The 13,998-nt window shown below is 67.3% G+C and carries 12 protein-coding genes; 10 read left to right on the forward strand and 2 right to left on the reverse strand.

Going from position 1 to position 13,998, the window contains the following annotated elements:
* Window positions 1-6 precede the first annotated feature (6 nt).
* Genes P7644_RS06305 through P7644_RS06350 form a run of 10 tightly spaced genes read left to right on the forward strand, consistent with a single transcriptional unit; the run spans window position 7 to window position 10,080 of the window.
* Window positions 7-1,335, forward strand: coding sequence for an MFS transporter (locus tag P7644_RS06305; RefSeq protein WP_404302291.1), 1,329 nt, complete (start codon window positions 7-9; stop codon window positions 1,333-1,335).
* A complete protein-coding gene (locus P7644_RS06310) occupies window positions 1,332-1,943 on the forward strand; it encodes a LemA family protein (RefSeq protein WP_404302293.1) in 612 nt (203 codons plus the stop codon). The genes P7644_RS06305 and P7644_RS06310 overlap by 4 nt, the downstream gene beginning before the upstream one ends.
* Before the next feature lies 1 nt (window position 1,944).
* Entirely contained in the window at window positions 1,945-2,853 is a 909-nt protein-coding gene (locus P7644_RS06315; protein WP_404302295.1) for a TPM domain-containing protein, read from the forward strand.
* A gap of 1 nt (window position 2,854) precedes the next feature.
* The gene (locus tag P7644_RS06320; RefSeq protein ID WP_404302296.1) at window positions 2,855-3,352 is read left to right on the forward strand and encodes a TPM domain-containing protein; all 498 of its coding nucleotides are present in this window, start codon (window positions 2,855-2,857) and stop codon (window positions 3,350-3,352) included.
* A gap of 25 nt (window positions 3,353-3,377) precedes the next feature.
* Entirely contained in the window at window positions 3,378-4,736 is a 1,359-nt protein-coding gene (locus P7644_RS06325; RefSeq protein WP_404302297.1) for an MBL fold metallo-hydrolase, read from the forward strand.
* Entirely contained in the window at window positions 4,733-6,274 is a 1,542-nt protein-coding gene (locus P7644_RS06330; protein WP_404302298.1) for a thymidine phosphorylase family protein, read from the forward strand. Before P7644_RS06325 ends, P7644_RS06330 begins: the two co-directional genes overlap by 4 nt.
* The gene (locus tag P7644_RS06335; RefSeq protein ID WP_404302300.1) at window positions 6,271-7,170 is read left to right on the forward strand and encodes a ribose-phosphate pyrophosphokinase; all 900 of its coding nucleotides are present in this window, start codon (window positions 6,271-6,273) and stop codon (window positions 7,168-7,170) included. The genes P7644_RS06330 and P7644_RS06335 overlap by 4 nt, the downstream gene beginning before the upstream one ends.
* Window positions 7,167-8,342, forward strand: coding sequence for a trypsin-like peptidase domain-containing protein (locus P7644_RS06340; RefSeq protein ID WP_404302302.1), 1,176 nt, complete (start codon window positions 7,167-7,169; stop codon window positions 8,340-8,342). The genes P7644_RS06335 and P7644_RS06340 overlap by 4 nt, the downstream gene beginning before the upstream one ends.
* Before the next feature lie 6 nt (window positions 8,343-8,348).
* Window positions 8,349-8,993, forward strand: coding sequence for a YqaA family protein (locus tag P7644_RS06345; RefSeq protein ID WP_404302303.1), 645 nt, complete (start codon window positions 8,349-8,351; stop codon window positions 8,991-8,993).
* 37 nt (window positions 8,994-9,030) lie between these two features.
* Window positions 9,031-10,080 (forward strand): type II glyceraldehyde-3-phosphate dehydrogenase, encoded by a 1,050-nt coding sequence (locus tag P7644_RS06350; RefSeq protein ID WP_404302304.1) that lies wholly within the window; start codon window positions 9,031-9,033, stop codon window positions 10,078-10,080.
* A gap of 65 nt (window positions 10,081-10,145) precedes the next feature.
* Here P7644_RS06350 and P7644_RS06355 read toward each other — a convergent pair whose 3' ends face one another.
* A complete protein-coding gene (locus P7644_RS06355) occupies window positions 10,146-11,408 on the reverse strand; it encodes a hypothetical protein (RefSeq protein ID WP_034062037.1) in 1,263 nt (420 codons plus the stop codon).
* 105 nt (window positions 11,409-11,513) lie between these two features.
* The gene (locus P7644_RS06360) at window positions 11,514-13,943 is read right to left on the reverse strand and encodes a xylulose 5-phosphate 3-epimerase (RefSeq protein ID WP_404302307.1); all 2,430 of its coding nucleotides are present in this window, start codon (window positions 13,941-13,943) and stop codon (window positions 11,514-11,516) included.
* Between the last annotated feature and the right edge of the window lie 55 nt (window positions 13,944-13,998).

Genomic DNA, 13,998 nt, shown 5'->3' on the forward strand with positions numbered 1-13,998 from the left:
ACCACCATGGTCGAGAGCCACCCGATGAGATCGCCGCCATCCAAAGCCACGCCGGCCCGTCAGGACGACCTGGGCGTCATTCAGCTGGGCTGGCTGGCTGCGGCCGTGTTCGTTGTCTCGGCCGGGTATGGCGCGTTGATGCCCTTGATTCCCGACTGGCTGCGCCCTCTGATGGGCGAAGCGGATCCAGCGGTGCTCGCGCGCCATGTCGGCTACCTCAGCGGCATCTACACGGCCGGGATCCTTGTGGGGGCGCCGCTGTGGGGCGTGCTGGCGGACAGGCTGGGACGCGCCCGCGTGCTGCTGGTCGGGCTGGTCGGCTATGTGGCGAGCCTGCTTCCGCTGCTGCGCCCCGAATCTGTGGGCGTGGTCGGCATCTATACGCTGCGCGGCGCCACGGGCTTCTTTGTCGCCGCAGTCGTGCCCGTGGTGCCGGCGCTCGTCGCGCAGTACACGCCGCAGGCGATACGCGCCAAGCGCTTCGCATGGTTGGGCGCGATGTCACTGCTCGGGTTCCTGTTCGGGCCCGGCCTCAACGCCGTCGCGGATCGCCTTGCCGGCTTGGGCGTCTTCGCCGCCCTCGTGCAGGGGTCATCGACCAAGCTCGTGATCGGACTCTCGGCCGCGCTGGGAGCGTTGATGATGCTGGGCCTGGTCGCCACGCTTCCCGCGCCGTCCACCACTCTGGATGCGGGCCCGAGCGATGACGACGGCGCGCCCGAGAGCCGATCCTTCACGCTCTGGCTGCTCAATGGCGTGGTCATGTTCGTGCTCGCCGGCTTTGAACTCGGCATCGTGCTGCAGGGCCAGCGTCATCCCGATCTCACGTCGCGCGACGTGTCGTTGATGTTCGCCGAATGCAGCCTGGTGATGTTGGGCGTCAACGCGGTCCTGTTTTTCACCGGCTTGCTTGAGCGCGCTGATCCCCGTCGCATGTTGGCTGCCGGCATGATCCTGGGTATCGCGGGACTCGCGGTGCTGGCTCGCCATGGCAGCGAGACCTGGATGTACGTTGGCGTCAGTTTCACAGCGGCGGGCACCGGTATCGTGCTGCCGACCGTTGCCTACCTCGCCGCGGGCTCCGCACGTCGGCGGCTCGGAACCGCGATGGGCGGCCTAGCGGCAGCAGCTGGCTTCGGGCAGACGCTGGGATCGGCAGTCGCCGGCTGGCTGTTCGGCACCGTCATGCAGAGCAGCTTCGCTTGGCTGTCCATCCCGCTCGTGGCCACCCTCGCTTTCTTGCTGATTCCCCGGAAGTGGTGGCCAGCGAACCCGGCCCTGCTGACGGCTTCACCTTCTTCCACTTCACCCACCTCCACGGAGACCGAACCATGAGACTTGTCCTGACGACCCTGCTCGCAGCGCTTTCCCTTTCGCTGAGCGGATGCGGCTACAACGACTTCCAGCGGCTGGACGAACAGACCAAGTCTGCCTGGTCCGAGGTGCTGAACCAGTACCAGCGGCGCGCAGACCTGATACCGAACATCGTCGCGACGGTGAAAGGAGAGACCAACTTCGAGCAAGAGACGCTGACCCGGGTCGTCGAAGCGCGCGCCAAGGCCACCTCGATCCAGGCTACTCCGGAACTCGTCAACAACCCCGAGGCGTTCCAGAAGTTCCAGGCGGTGCAGGGCGAGCTGTCCGGCGCGCTGAGCAGGCTGCTGGTCGTGAGCGAGAACTACCCGCAGCTCAAAGCCAACCAGGCCTTCCAGGAGCTGCGCGCACAGCTTGAAGGCACCGAGGACCGCATCACTGTGGCACGCGGGCGCTATGTGAAGGTGGTGCAGGACTACAACGTCCTGACGCGCAGCTTCCCGACCAACATCACGGCCAAGGTGTTCAGCTACGACGTCAAGCCGAACTTCTCCGTCGCCGACGAGAAGGCGATGGCCACGCCGCCCCAGGTCGACTTCGGCGCCTCGGCACCGGCGGCGCGCCGCTGACATGAGCACGATGAGAACAGCAGTGCCGTACCCGGCCGCCCACCTGCGCCTGGCCCGTATGCTGGCCTGGCTGTTGCTGAGCCTGTTCCTGGCGGTCGCGTCCGCGCAGGAACTGGTCGCTATTCCGCCGCTGAAGGCGCGTGTCACCGACCTCACTGGGACGCTCGCCGCCGATCGGGTCGCCTCGCTGGATGCGCAGCTTCGTGCCTTCGAGGAACGCAAGGGCGTGCAGATCGCGGTGCTGATGGTCGGCTCCACGCGGCCCGAACCGGTCGAGCAGTACGCCATGCGGGTGGTCGAACAGTGGAAGCTCGGCCGCCGCAAGGTGGACGATGGCGCACTGCTGCTGGTTGCGAAGGACGATCGTGCCGTGCGCATCGAGGTTGGCTACGGCATCGAGGGCGCGCTGAGCGACGTGGTGGCGCGGCGCATCATCGACGAAGTAATCACGCCGCGCTTTCGCCAGGGCGATTTCGACGGCGGCATCGCGGAAGGCGCCGAACAGATCATGCGCGTCGTCGACGGCGAAGCCCTGCCTGCGGCGGACCCACGGCGGCAAGGGCGGACCAACGACATCGGCCAAGCGTGGCCCTTTCTGTTCATCGTGGCCTTGATGCTGGGCGGGTTGCTGCGCAACGCGCTTGGCCGCGTTCCCGGCGCCGTGGTCACAGCCGGGGTATTGGGTGCTGCGGCGTGGCTGGTGGTGGGCACCCTCGTGGTGGCCGCGATGGCCGGACTGGCGGGATTCTTCGTCACGCTGCTGGGCATCGGGATGGGCGGCCACGGCGGCATGCACGGGCACCATCGGGGGAGTGGATGGCCTGGTGGCGGATTCGGCGGCGGTGGCGGAGGCGGATTCCGCGGCGGTGGCGGCGGCTTTGGTGGCGGTGGCGCCTCAGGACGGTGGTGAGATGAACATTCAACGACTTCTTCGCCACCTCGCCACCACCAGCCACGCAGTACGCCGGGCTTTCCCGCCGCACGCCCTGGACGCGATCGAGCAAGCCATCCGTACGGGAGAGTCCCAGTATGGCGGCCAGTTGCGCTTCGTGGTCGAGGGCGCGCTGGACGGATCGCCGCTATGGCGAGACCAGTCGCCGCGCGAGCGAGCGCTGGATCTGTTCGCCCGTATGGGCATATGGGACACGGCGCATAACAGCGGCGTGCTCATCTACGTGCTGCTGGCCGATCGGGCGGTGGAGATCGTGGCCGATCGCGGCATCCTTGCCTGTTGCGGTGCCGACATGTGGTCAGGTGTGTGCCAGCGCATGGAAGCCCAGTTCGCGCAGGGGCGCTTCGAGGCCGGTTCCATGGAGGGCATCGCCGCCATCAGCCATATGTTGATGCAGCACTTTCCGCGGGTCTCGGGCGACGGCAACGAGTTGCCCGATCGGCCAGTCCTTCTTTGAACGACAACATCCTTGGAGACCTTCCATGCAACTTCAGTTTCTGGGTGCCACGGGCACCGTGACCGGTTCGAGATACCTCCTGCGCCATGGCGACGCGACCATCCTGGTGGACTGCGGCCTGTTCCAGGGCTTTAAGCAGCTGCGGCTGCGCAATTGGGAGCCGCTGCCGGTTGCGCCCAAGACGATCGATGCTGTCGTGCTCACCCACGCCCACATCGATCACAGCGGCTACCTGCCGCTGCTGGCGCGACAGGGTTTTCGCGGGCGGGTCTATTGCACGTCCGCGACGCATGAGCTATGCAAGATCCTGCTCACCGACAGTGGTCATTTGCAGGAAGAAGAGGCGAAGTTCGCCAACCGCCACGGCTTCTCCAAGCACAAGCCCGCGCTGCCGCTGTACACGCGGGAGGATGCCGAGCGCTGCCTGAAGCTTTTCTCCCCGCGTCCGTTCGCCGAGGCCTTCGAGGCTCTGCCCGGACTCACAGCCCGGCTGGAGCCTTCGGGGCACATGCTCGGCTCCGCCTTCGTGCACCTCAGCGATGGGCAGCGGTCGGTGCTCTTCTCCGGCGACATCGGCCGCCCGAACGACCCGGTGCTGCGCCCGCCGGTGCAGGTCCCGGGCGCGGACTACCTGCTGGTGGAGTCCACCTACGGCAACCGCAAGCATGAAGAGACTGACGCGCTGGAAAAACTGGAGACCGTGATCAATCAGACCGCAGCCCGCGGCGGCGTGCTGGTCATCCCCGCGTTCGCGGTCGGCCGCGCCCAAAGCCTGATGTATGGCATCTACCAGCTCAAGAAGCAGGGCCGCATCCACCACTTGCCGGTGTACCTCGACAGCCCAATGGCCATCGATGCCACGCGGCTGTACCACGCCCACCGTGACGAGCATCGGCTCTCGCCCGAGGAGTGCGAGGGTATGTGCCACGCCGCGAAGATCGTCAACAAGGTCGAGGAGTCCAAGGCGCTCAGTGCCGGCCGCGGGCCGATGGTGATCATCTCCGCCAGCGGCATGGCCACGGGTGGTCGGGTGGTTCACCACCTGAAGTCCTTCGCACCCGATCGGCGCAACACGATCCTGTTCGCCGGCTACCAGGCGGGTGGAACCCGCGGCGCGGCGATCCTGCACGGTGCGTCCACCGTTCGCATCCATGGCGAAGACGTGCCGATTCGCGCCGAGGTGGCCTCGCTCGACAACCTCTCCGCCCACGCCGATGCCGACGAGATCATCGCGTGGCTGCGCGGCTTCACGCAGACGCCGCGCCGCACGTTCGTGACGCACGGCGAGCCCGAGGCGGCCGATGCGCTGCGCTCGCGGATCGACCATGAACTCGGCTGGGCGGTCTCGGTGCCCGACTACCTGCAGACCGTGGAGCTTGAATGACAGCGCAAGTGGATGAAGCCGGCCGCGCCAAAGAGGCCGGGAACAGGCTGCAGGCGTGGCGCACGGGCATCGACACCTATCAGGAGCCGGTGGTCTACATGCGGCGCGATTGCCCGGTCTGTCGATCGGAGGGTTTCACGACCCAGGCGCGCGTACAACTGACGGCCGGCGGCCGAAGCATCGTGGCGACGCTCAGTGTCGTCGACGGTGATTGGCTGGCCGAGAACGTCGCCGGTCTGTCCGAGTCCGCGTGGGCATCGCTGGGTGCGCAGGCGGGTGAGCCGGTCGCGGTCACCCATGCGCCACCGCTGGATTCGCTCAGCCATGTCCGGGCCAAGGTCTACGGCAACTCCCTCGGCGACGCCGAACTCGGCGCGATCATCTCCGACGTCGCGGCGGGCCGCTACTCGGACCTGCACCTCGCCACCTTCATCACCGCCTGCGCGGGCGATCGCCTCGACCTGGCGGAGACTGTCTCGCTCACGAAAGCCATGATCGCCGTCGGCGAGCGCATCGATTGGGGCCGTCCGCTGGTGGTGGACAAGCACTGCGTCGGCGGCCTGCCTGGGAATCGCACGACCCTGCTCGTGGTGCCCATCGTGGCCGCCTGCGGCCTCACGATGCCCAAGACCTCCTCGCGCGCCATCACCTCACCGGCCGGGACGGCCGACACGATGGAGGTGCTGGCACCGGTCAACCTGGATGTGCCGAGCATGCGACGCGTGGTCGAGCGCACGGGCGGCTGCATTGTCTGGGGCGGCTCGGTCCGGCTCAGCCCCGCCGACGACATCCTTATCCGCGTCGAGCGGCCACTCGATCTCGACAGCGAAGGGCAGCTCGTGGCCTCGGTCTTGTCCAAGAAGGCCGCTGCGGGCTCGACCCATGTGTTGATCGACCTGCCGGTGGGCGCCACCGCGAAAGTGCGCAGCGCACACGCCGCGGCGTCGCTCGGCCGGCGCCTGCAGGAGGTGGGTGGCGCCATAGGCCTGCAGGTGTTCTTTCGCGTCACCGACGGAGAGCAGCCGGTCGGCCGCGGGATCGGCCCCGCACTGGAAGCCCGCGACGTACTGGCCGTCCTGCAAGGGACGCCCGAGGCCCCGGCGGACCTGCGAGAGCGGGCGCTGCGGCTGGCGGCGGACATCCTCGAAATGGGCGGCGCGGCGCGTGCCGGCGGCGGCCTGAAGCTCGCCACCGAGGTGCTGGCCGACGGCCGGGCCTGGGCCAAGTTCCAGGCAATCTGCTCTGAGCAGGGCGGCCTTCGCAGCCTCCCGATGGCGGCGCATCTGCACACCGTCGAATCGCCGGCCACGGGCCGTGTCACCCGCATCGACAACCGCCTGCTCGCGCGGGCGGCCAAGCTCGCCGGTGCGCCGACCGCCCCGGCCGCCGGCATCGATGTGCACGCGCGCCTTGGCGATCGCGTCGAAGCCGGACAGGCGCTGTTCACGCTGCATGCCCAGGCACCAGGCGAACTGGCCTATGCCCTGGAGTTCGTCCGCGCGCGCCCACCGATCTTCCAGATTTCGGAGAACGCATGAAACCACTCATTTTTCACCTGCCAGGCGACGAGGCCTTCGCCGAAGGCCTCGTCCGCGCGTTGCGTGCGGAGCGGGCCACCCTGCAATTACACCGGTTTCCGGACGGCGAGTCGCTGGTGCGGCTGGAAGCCGACGTGACGGGCCGCACCGTCGTGCTCGTGGCCAGCCTGGCACAGCCCGACGCCAAGGCGCTGCCCCTGCTGTTCGCGGCAGACGCTGCACGTGACCTCGGTGCCACACGCGTACTGCTGGCAGCGCCCTACATGGCGTACCTGCGCCAGGACCGGCGCTTCAACACGGGCGAAGCGATCACGTCCCGAACGTTCGCTGCGCTGGTATCGACGGTGTTCGATGGCGTCGTCACCGTCGACCCCCATCTGCACCGCTACCACTCGCTTGGCGAGATTTACCGGGTGCCCACGCGCGCCGTGCAGTCCGCGCCCGTCATCGCGACCTGGGTCGCGGCGAACGTGGATCGCCCAGTGCTGATCGGCCCCGACGCCGAAAGCGAGCAATGGGTCCAGGAAGTCGCGCGGGGGGCCGATGCACCGTTTACCGTGCTGCAGAAGATTCGCCGGGGCGACAAGGACGTGGAGGTCAGCCTGCCCGACACCTCGGCCTTGGCAGGCCGCCAGCCCGTGCTCATCGACGACATCGTGTCCAGCGCGCGCACGATGATCCAGGCCATCGCGAGCGTGCGCCGCGTCGGATTGCCGCCGCCGGTGTGCATCGGTGTGCATGCGCTCTTTGCCGCCGATGCCTATGACGCGCTCCTCGCGGCGGGCCCCCAGCGGGTGCTGACCTGCGACACCGTGCCGCATGCCTCCAATGGCATCAGCGTGGTGGCACCGCTGGCGGCCGCGGTTCAGGATCTGATTGAGGCCAGCGCCACATGAGCGACGACCTTGTACGCCGTCCCTCCGCGCTACGGCGGCTCTGGCTCCTGCTGACCCAGGCAATCGCGATCGGCGCGGGTGTCATCATCGCCTGGCGGGCCTTCGGGCCGGCGCCTGTCCCTGTGACGCCCGACGTCGTGGCGGTACAGGAGGCGCCGCATGCGAGCGCCGCTACCGGCTCGGCGCCTGCCACACCGAGCGCGACCACAGCCCGCCTGGAGGCGGGGTTTCGCGCCGCCGCCGCCAAGGCGTCCGCTTCGGTTGTGAACATCTACACCCGCAAGACACCTCCGCGCAGGATGCCGAACTGGTTGCGGCCCGATGGCGGCGATGAGAACGCCGCCCAAGGCGCGTCGAGTCTTGGGTCGGGCGTCATCGTCGCGGCCCAGGGCTATATCCTCACGAACAACCATGTCGTGGAGGGCGCCGACGAGATCGCCGTGATGCTGCCAGGCGAGAAGGTTGCCGCGGCGCGCGTCGTCGGTATCGATCCGGAGTCGGACCTTGCCGTGCTGCGCGTCGAGGCCACGGGGCTGCAGCCCATCACCTTCGCTGATCCAGCATCGGTGCAGGTCGGCGACATCGTGTTGGCCGTCGGCGATCCGTTCGGGGTCGGCCAGACCGTCACGCAGGGCATTGTGAGTGCTACGGGGCGCAACCGCCTGGGTATCAACACCTTCGAGAACTTCATCCAGACCGACGCGGCGATCAACCCCGGCAATTCGGGCGGCGCGCTCGTCGATGGGGACGGCGATCTCGTCGGCATCAACACCGCCATCTACTCGCGCAGCGGCGGCTCCCAGGGGATCGGCTTCGCGATCCCGGTCAGCTTGGCGCGGCAGGTGATGGAGCAGATCATCGCCACCGGCAGCGTGCGCCGGGGCTGGCTGGGGGTGAGCGCCCGCGACGTGATCCACAAGGCCACCGGTGCCGCCGCGGGCGCCGCACTGGTGGCGGTGCAGCGCGGCGGGCCTGCCGATCGCGCCGGGCTGAGGCCCGGTGACACGGTGCTTGCGATCAACGGAAAGGAGATCCCGGACACCGCCGGCCTGATCGGCGAAACAGCCGCAGTCGCGCCGGGCAGCAACGCCCAATTCAAGATCCTGCGCGGCCGCGAGACGGTGACCGTGCAAGTCGAACTCGGGCAGCGGCCCACGGTCCGCAAGCCCTGAGCGCCGATGACGATGCTGCACGGAACCGTCGAGACCGGCCTGCTGCGTGCGCTGACCCGCGGGGCGGAGACGCGTGCCTTTCCCCTCATCGTGGCGGCCGTGGCCATGGCCACCACGCTGTCGATGACGATTCCGTTCGGAACGTTGCTCGTCGCTGCCGTGCTACTCGCCCCGCGGCGCTGGCGGAGCATCGCCGCGACCTCCAGCATCGGCGCAGCCATCGGCGCACTGGTCCTCTATCTCGTGTTTCATCACCTTGGCTGGAACCGCTTCTTCGTCGCCTACCCCGACGTAGTGCGATCGACGGCCTGGCGTGACGCCACGTCCTGGCTCGGCGGGTACGGCGTGCCCTCGCTGCTGGTCATTGCAGCGCTCCCGGTACCGCTGACGCCTGCCCTCATGTTCGCGGCAATCTCCCGGCTGCCGGTGGCCGAGGTTCTTCTGGCGCTCTGGTTGGGCAAGCTGGTGAAGTACACGCTCTATGCGTGGCTTGCATCTGCTTTCCCATCGCCCTGGATCCGCAGGGTCCAGGACCGGATAGCGACGCTGCACGCCGCGCTGAGCCGCGCCCAGGCGCTCGATCCGGATTCGCGGCATCGAGCCGCACCGGGAACATCTTCGCCAGGACCGACAGAGCGGCCACAGCCATGAACGCAATGACACCCACATTCAAGAGGAAATGACAGCGATGTGCTTAAACAAGGTCAGAGTGGCGGTGAACGGGTACGGTGTGATCGGCAAGCGGGTGGCAGACGCGGTCGCGCTCCAGGAGGACATGGCACTTGCCGGCGTCGCGGACGTGGTGCACGACTATCGACTACAGGTCGCCGCGCAGCGCGGCTTCGCCATCCACGCGGCAACCTTTGAAGCTGAAGGAACGATGCGCGCCGCAGGTCTTCCTTTGGCGGGCAATCTGGCAGAACTGCTCGCGAAGGCCGATGTCGTGGTCGACTGCACGCCCAAGAAAGTCGCTGCGATCAACAAAGAGGTGTACGCCGCGGCCGGCGTGAAGTCGATCTTCCACGGTGGCGAGTCTCATGCGCTGACGGGGCACTCATTCGTCGCGCAAGCGAACTATGCGTCGGCCATCGGCCGCGAGTCCACTCGCGTGGTCTCCTGCAACACCACGTCCATCGTGCGAACGCTGGGGGCGCTGCGGACTGCCGGCCTGCTCAAGCGTGCACGCGGCACGCTCATCCGCCGGGCATCCGACCCCTGGGAAGCGCATGCCGAGGGAATCATCAATACCCTCGTGCCGGAGAAGGCGATCCCCAGCCACCAGGGACCGGATGCGAGGACCGTGATCCCGGATCTGGATGTGGTAACGATCGCGGTCAAGGCGTCGCACAACAGCAGTCACCTGCACACCTGGTGGGTCGAACTGACGAGGCCGGCAACGCGCGACGAGGTGCTGGCGGCCTTCCGCGCGGCGCCACGGATCGCGTTCGTGCGTTCCTCGGATGGCCTCGTGGCACTCAACAGTACGGTGGAGCTGATGGCCGATCTTGGCCGCCCGCGCGGCGACATGTGGGAGGTCGCCCTGTGGGAGGACGTCCTCGCGGTCGATGGCGACCAAGCTTACTATACCTACCAGGTCTTCAACCAGGCGATAGTGATTCCCGAAACCATCGATGCGATCCGCGCGCTGGGCGGCATCGAGTCCGATCCGTCAGCGTCAATCGCCCGGACGGATGCCGCGCTCGGTTTGCGGCACGACTTCATCCACGACCGCGACTAGGCGTCGATTCACGCTTGGGCGGTACATTCTGCCGCTGGTGCCGATCGTGCCTCGACGACCGTGCATCACAGCAGGTGCGAGATCTCGTTCAACGGCTTTAGGCCCGAGCCGAATCTGCCGATCGCATCGCGATGCGCGCCAAGCTCGCTGTAGGGGAGGTAGCGAATTCCCAGCTCCGCCACCCGCGTGAATGCCGGCCGACGCAACTGGCTGCGGACATCCTCGCGGCGAGCGTCCGGCGCCACCAGGAACATCGATACACCCGCTCCCAGCTCCGTGCCCAAGGCTAGGTCGAGCATGCGCACGATCCCGGAATAGATCGAGGTCGAGTGCTCTACCTCGAAGGCAGCGGCGATCTTCGAGCCGTCGGCCTCCACCCAAATGACGTCGATCAGGCGAACAGAGTCCAGACCGGCCCGGGCCTGCGCGGGAAGCTGCGTCAGACAGCCATCTCCGAGGCGTCCTCCCCGATAACTGCGCCCCTGATCGTTGGACGCAATCCAGACACCGTAGCCGAGCGACTTGCCCAGGTCGCGCAGCCATCCCTGAATTTCGGTGTGGGTCGCGTCGCTCTCGCGCTCCGCGGCCCAGCGTTTGTGGGCCGCGGCCGATTCCTCGCGCACCTTTTCGAGATCGGCCTCCCAGCCCTGGACGGCGGCCGCATCGTCATCGCGCGGTGGCGCCGCGTACCGGCCCGAGCCGATGTCGAACAGCAGCCCAGCCAGTGCCCCCATGTCGTTCGACAACGCGTTGCGGTGCTGGGCATTGAGGCGAAGGCCGCCTTCGCGCATCGAGAGGTAGTGCTCCCACTTGCCGAGCTTGACGCTGCTGCCCGTGACCGCGTTGTAGCCCTTCACGATCGCGGTGTTGAACGGCATCACGATCGTGGGGTGAACGAAGTACAGGAGATTCGCCACGGCGGGACCCAGGCCCTTGATCTGACGAGCGTCGATCCGCCGTATTGCTTCGATCACTTCCTCTGCGCTGTTGCAGCAGTCGCAGGTGTGCAACAACCGGGCAAAGGCCTGTTGGTTGATTGCGTTCTCGTAGATGTCGGGAATGCGCAGCTTGGGCTTCCACAGGAATGCATGGTCTGCCCCCTTAAAGATCTGGCGCTGCTCGGCCACCGATCCGACCACCGTTTCGAGCGAGGAACCGCGGAATGCGCTACCGAAGGTGCCCGCATCGATGTCCTTGACCACCTGCGCCAGGCCGCGGCGAATCGAGCGGAAGTTCTTCAGCCGTTCTTCCCACAGGAACCAGGTGTTGTAGGTGCTCAGCGGATCGGCTTTCCAGTGACCGATGAGAGTTTCAAGCGCGTGGGACATGGTGTCGATAAATGGGCGGGCACAAGGTGCCAATTGGACCACGGCCTCTTACTTATCGGCGCCGGAAACGACGCTATTCTTGTCCCTATGGGGCAAACAGGGGAATCATGCCGAGACCATCACTACCCGCGGGTCGCCGTGGCCTCCCACCGCGGCCAACTCCTCGGCGGTCAATATGCTCGCGGGATCGACGCCGAGCGCCTGCGCGGCCTCGGCCGCGACGTGCGCCCACGTGCAGCGGTTCGCAAACAGCATGCCGGCAACGTCGAGCGTCCCACCGCGCGCCTGGTAGCCTAGTGCACGGGTCTGCCGAGGCCCGGTATCGATGCGGCGCAACAGGCCCAGCGTCGGCTCCGGCCGCATGTGCGAGACGATGACGCGCACCGCAGCGGTGTCCGGGAACAGCGAGCGCAATGCCGCGTCGCCCGCCACGAAAGCCCGCTCGCGCTCGTCGCGTGGCAGCCGGAAGCGGCCCGGCTCGATGACGCAGGTGACTGCCGTCCGATGCCCGGCGTCGTCCAGCCGCCGCGCCGCGAGCAGCGCCTGCTGTAGCTGGTACGCACCGATAGCGACCAGCAACACATCGGGTGCGTCGCAGGGCTTCACCACGCAGGCGCCCTCATCGGCCAGACGCTGGGCCTGCTCGCCGCTCAGTTGGCTGGCGACGGCCCGCTTTGGAACGACCAGTGTCCAGAACTGGCCATGCGAGGCGTAGGCGGCTCGCAGCGCCGCGACGGCACTGTTGGCATCCACCGGGAACAACACACGTGCGGTGTCGGACATCTCGCCCAGCAGCGCCTCGGCCAGTGTCGGATCCTGATGGGACTGCTCGTTTTTGCCGTTCTCCCAGGTGTGGGATGTCGCCACCGTCACTACCGACAGCCAGCCCGGAGGCATGCCGGCCTCCGCCTGGTGGCGCGCGAACAGGATTTCCTGCCGCAGTGCACCCAGCATCTTCACGGCAAAGGCCTCGTAAGAAACAACGAGGTTGATGCCGCCCTTGTTGCCCAGCGCCGCACTGACCACCGCCTCTTCGTTGAGGGCCGTGATCACGGCGCCATCCACGGCTTCAGCCAAGCCCGGTTCGGGCGTGAAGACGCGGTGTTTGAGCAGGTCCAAGGTCTGGCCCATGCGGTTGCTGCGCAGCTCGTCGGGATTGCCGACGCGCGGGCGTAGTTGGGGATTGGCCTGGATGATGGCCGCGAAGGCTCCGTCGAGCGCACCCATCGGCGAGACATTGCCGAGGTCCGCGGCGTGCCACTGCGGCTCCGGGAACCTCGGTGCTGCGACATGGCGATGCGCCAGGGGATGGTCCCGCTCAAGGGGACGGCGCTGCACCTCATGCCGGCAGAGCAGGGCCAACGCTTCGTCGAGTTCGCCCGGTGGCACGAACAAGACGCGCGCGCCGTCATTGAACTGCTGCCGGGCAGTGAGATCGACACGGGGATTGCCCGCCAACGGCAGGTTGTGCGCGGCGTTGGTTCCGGCACCGGGAAAACCGAATCCTTTGGGCGCTTCGGCGATGGTGTAGTGAAGTGGCACCGGGTACTGAACGGTTCCACGCGAAACCCCCGTCGCGCAGGCCGCCAGCCGTTCCTCCATCGCGTGGATGGCCCAGGCGAATGCGGCGGGGTCGGTGCCGTCGATCTCCATAGGGTCGAAGCTGTTCAGCCGCAGATGCTGCTGGAACCATTCACGGCCGCCCTGCTGCTGCATGGTGCTGCGCTGCTCGATGCGACGGCCGTTGAGGATCATGAACGGAGCCACGAATCCACTGTCCTCGGCGCGCCACCAGCGCGGCGCCCAGTCGCTGCCGCGCTGCTCCTCGAATGCACCGTCGCTGAGGAACACCACCAGCCGTTCGCCGGGCAGGGGCATGTGCACGTACTGCAGTTCAGCGAAGCCGAGATAGCCCCCCTCGGACAGGCCGCCTGCCGTGTTCGGGCCGACGTGGCTGCCCAGCGGCGAGGCCGGGCGCCCCTGCGCGTCGATCGCGTAGCTGTAGAAGTCCCGAGCGAAGCGCGTAAGGCCGTTCTCGCTGCGGTCGTACCGCTCGGCGTGGCGCGGCGTCATGTTGCCCGCCAGCAGGTTGCAGGCGTCGATGCCCGCCACGCAATGGCCTTGACCCATCAGCCAGCCGCGTGTCAGGCCGCTGAGCGTGTTCGCGGCAAGGTAGCCGACATAGGCCGGCACGATGTTCAGTGATCCGCCGGTGTGGCCTTCAGGCGTCTCCTTGAAGTCCTTGGCCGCCATTTCCCGGCCGTCGGTATAGACCCGATCGGCATAGGTCATGTGAACCGTTAGCCACATCCCGGCCACGGCCAATCGGTCTGCGGCCCACAGCGTGCGGTAGATCGCGGATGTGTCGCTCGTCTTGCCTTCGGCGACCAGCACCTGTGCGAGTTCGTGGATTCGCAGCTGCGTGAGGTCGTTGTGGGCGATGGGGCCATGCCCGCGCGCCCAGCGCGCGAAATCGGGATCGGATTCGCGGAACAGTCGCGCGCGCTCGGCGACCCAGGGGAGGTTGTGATTCATCTTGAAGGTCCTTGGAACCGATCCGCAATGATGAGCGTCGGCGGGGTTGGGAACG

Origin of the sequence: Alicycliphilus denitrificans (assembly GCF_044792555.1) — a bacterium.
In the GTDB taxonomy this organism is placed as follows: Bacteria; Pseudomonadota; Gammaproteobacteria; order Burkholderiales; family Burkholderiaceae_C; genus Alicycliphilus; species Alicycliphilus denitrificans_A.

Excerpts from the sequence above, each read along its gene's own strand:
- P7644_RS06330 (WP_404302298.1), top strand. The coding sequence starts at position 4,733 with ATGACAGCGCAAGTGGATGAAGCCGGCCGCGCCAAAGAGGCCGGGAAC.
- P7644_RS06325 (WP_404302297.1), top strand. The coding sequence starts at position 3,378 with ATGCAACTTCAGTTTCTGGGTGCCACGGGCACCGTGACCGGTTCGAGA.
- P7644_RS06305 (WP_404302291.1), top strand. The coding sequence starts at position 7 with ATGGTCGAGAGCCACCCGATGAGATCGCCGCCATCCAAAGCCACGCCG.
- P7644_RS06310 (WP_404302293.1), top strand. The coding sequence starts at position 1,332 with ATGAGACTTGTCCTGACGACCCTGCTCGCAGCGCTTTCCCTTTCGCTG.
- P7644_RS06340 (WP_404302302.1), top strand. The coding sequence starts at position 7,167 with ATGAGCGACGACCTTGTACGCCGTCCCTCCGCGCTACGGCGGCTCTGG.
- P7644_RS06350 (WP_404302304.1), top strand. The coding sequence starts at position 9,031 with ATGTGCTTAAACAAGGTCAGAGTGGCGGTGAACGGGTACGGTGTGATC.
- P7644_RS06345 (WP_404302303.1), top strand. The coding sequence starts at position 8,349 with ATGACGATGCTGCACGGAACCGTCGAGACCGGCCTGCTGCGTGCGCTG.
- P7644_RS06315 (WP_404302295.1), top strand. The coding sequence starts at position 1,945 with ATGAGCACGATGAGAACAGCAGTGCCGTACCCGGCCGCCCACCTGCGC.
- P7644_RS06335 (WP_404302300.1), top strand. The coding sequence starts at position 6,271 with ATGAAACCACTCATTTTTCACCTGCCAGGCGACGAGGCCTTCGCCGAA.
- P7644_RS06320 (WP_404302296.1), top strand. The coding sequence starts at position 2,855 with ATGAACATTCAACGACTTCTTCGCCACCTCGCCACCACCAGCCACGCA.
- P7644_RS06355 (WP_034062037.1), bottom strand. The coding sequence starts at position 11,408 with ATGTCCCACGCGCTTGAAACTCTCATCGGTCACTGGAAAGCCGATCCG.
- P7644_RS06360 (WP_404302307.1), bottom strand. The coding sequence starts at position 13,943 with ATGAATCACAACCTCCCCTGGGTCGCCGAGCGCGCGCGACTGTTCCGC.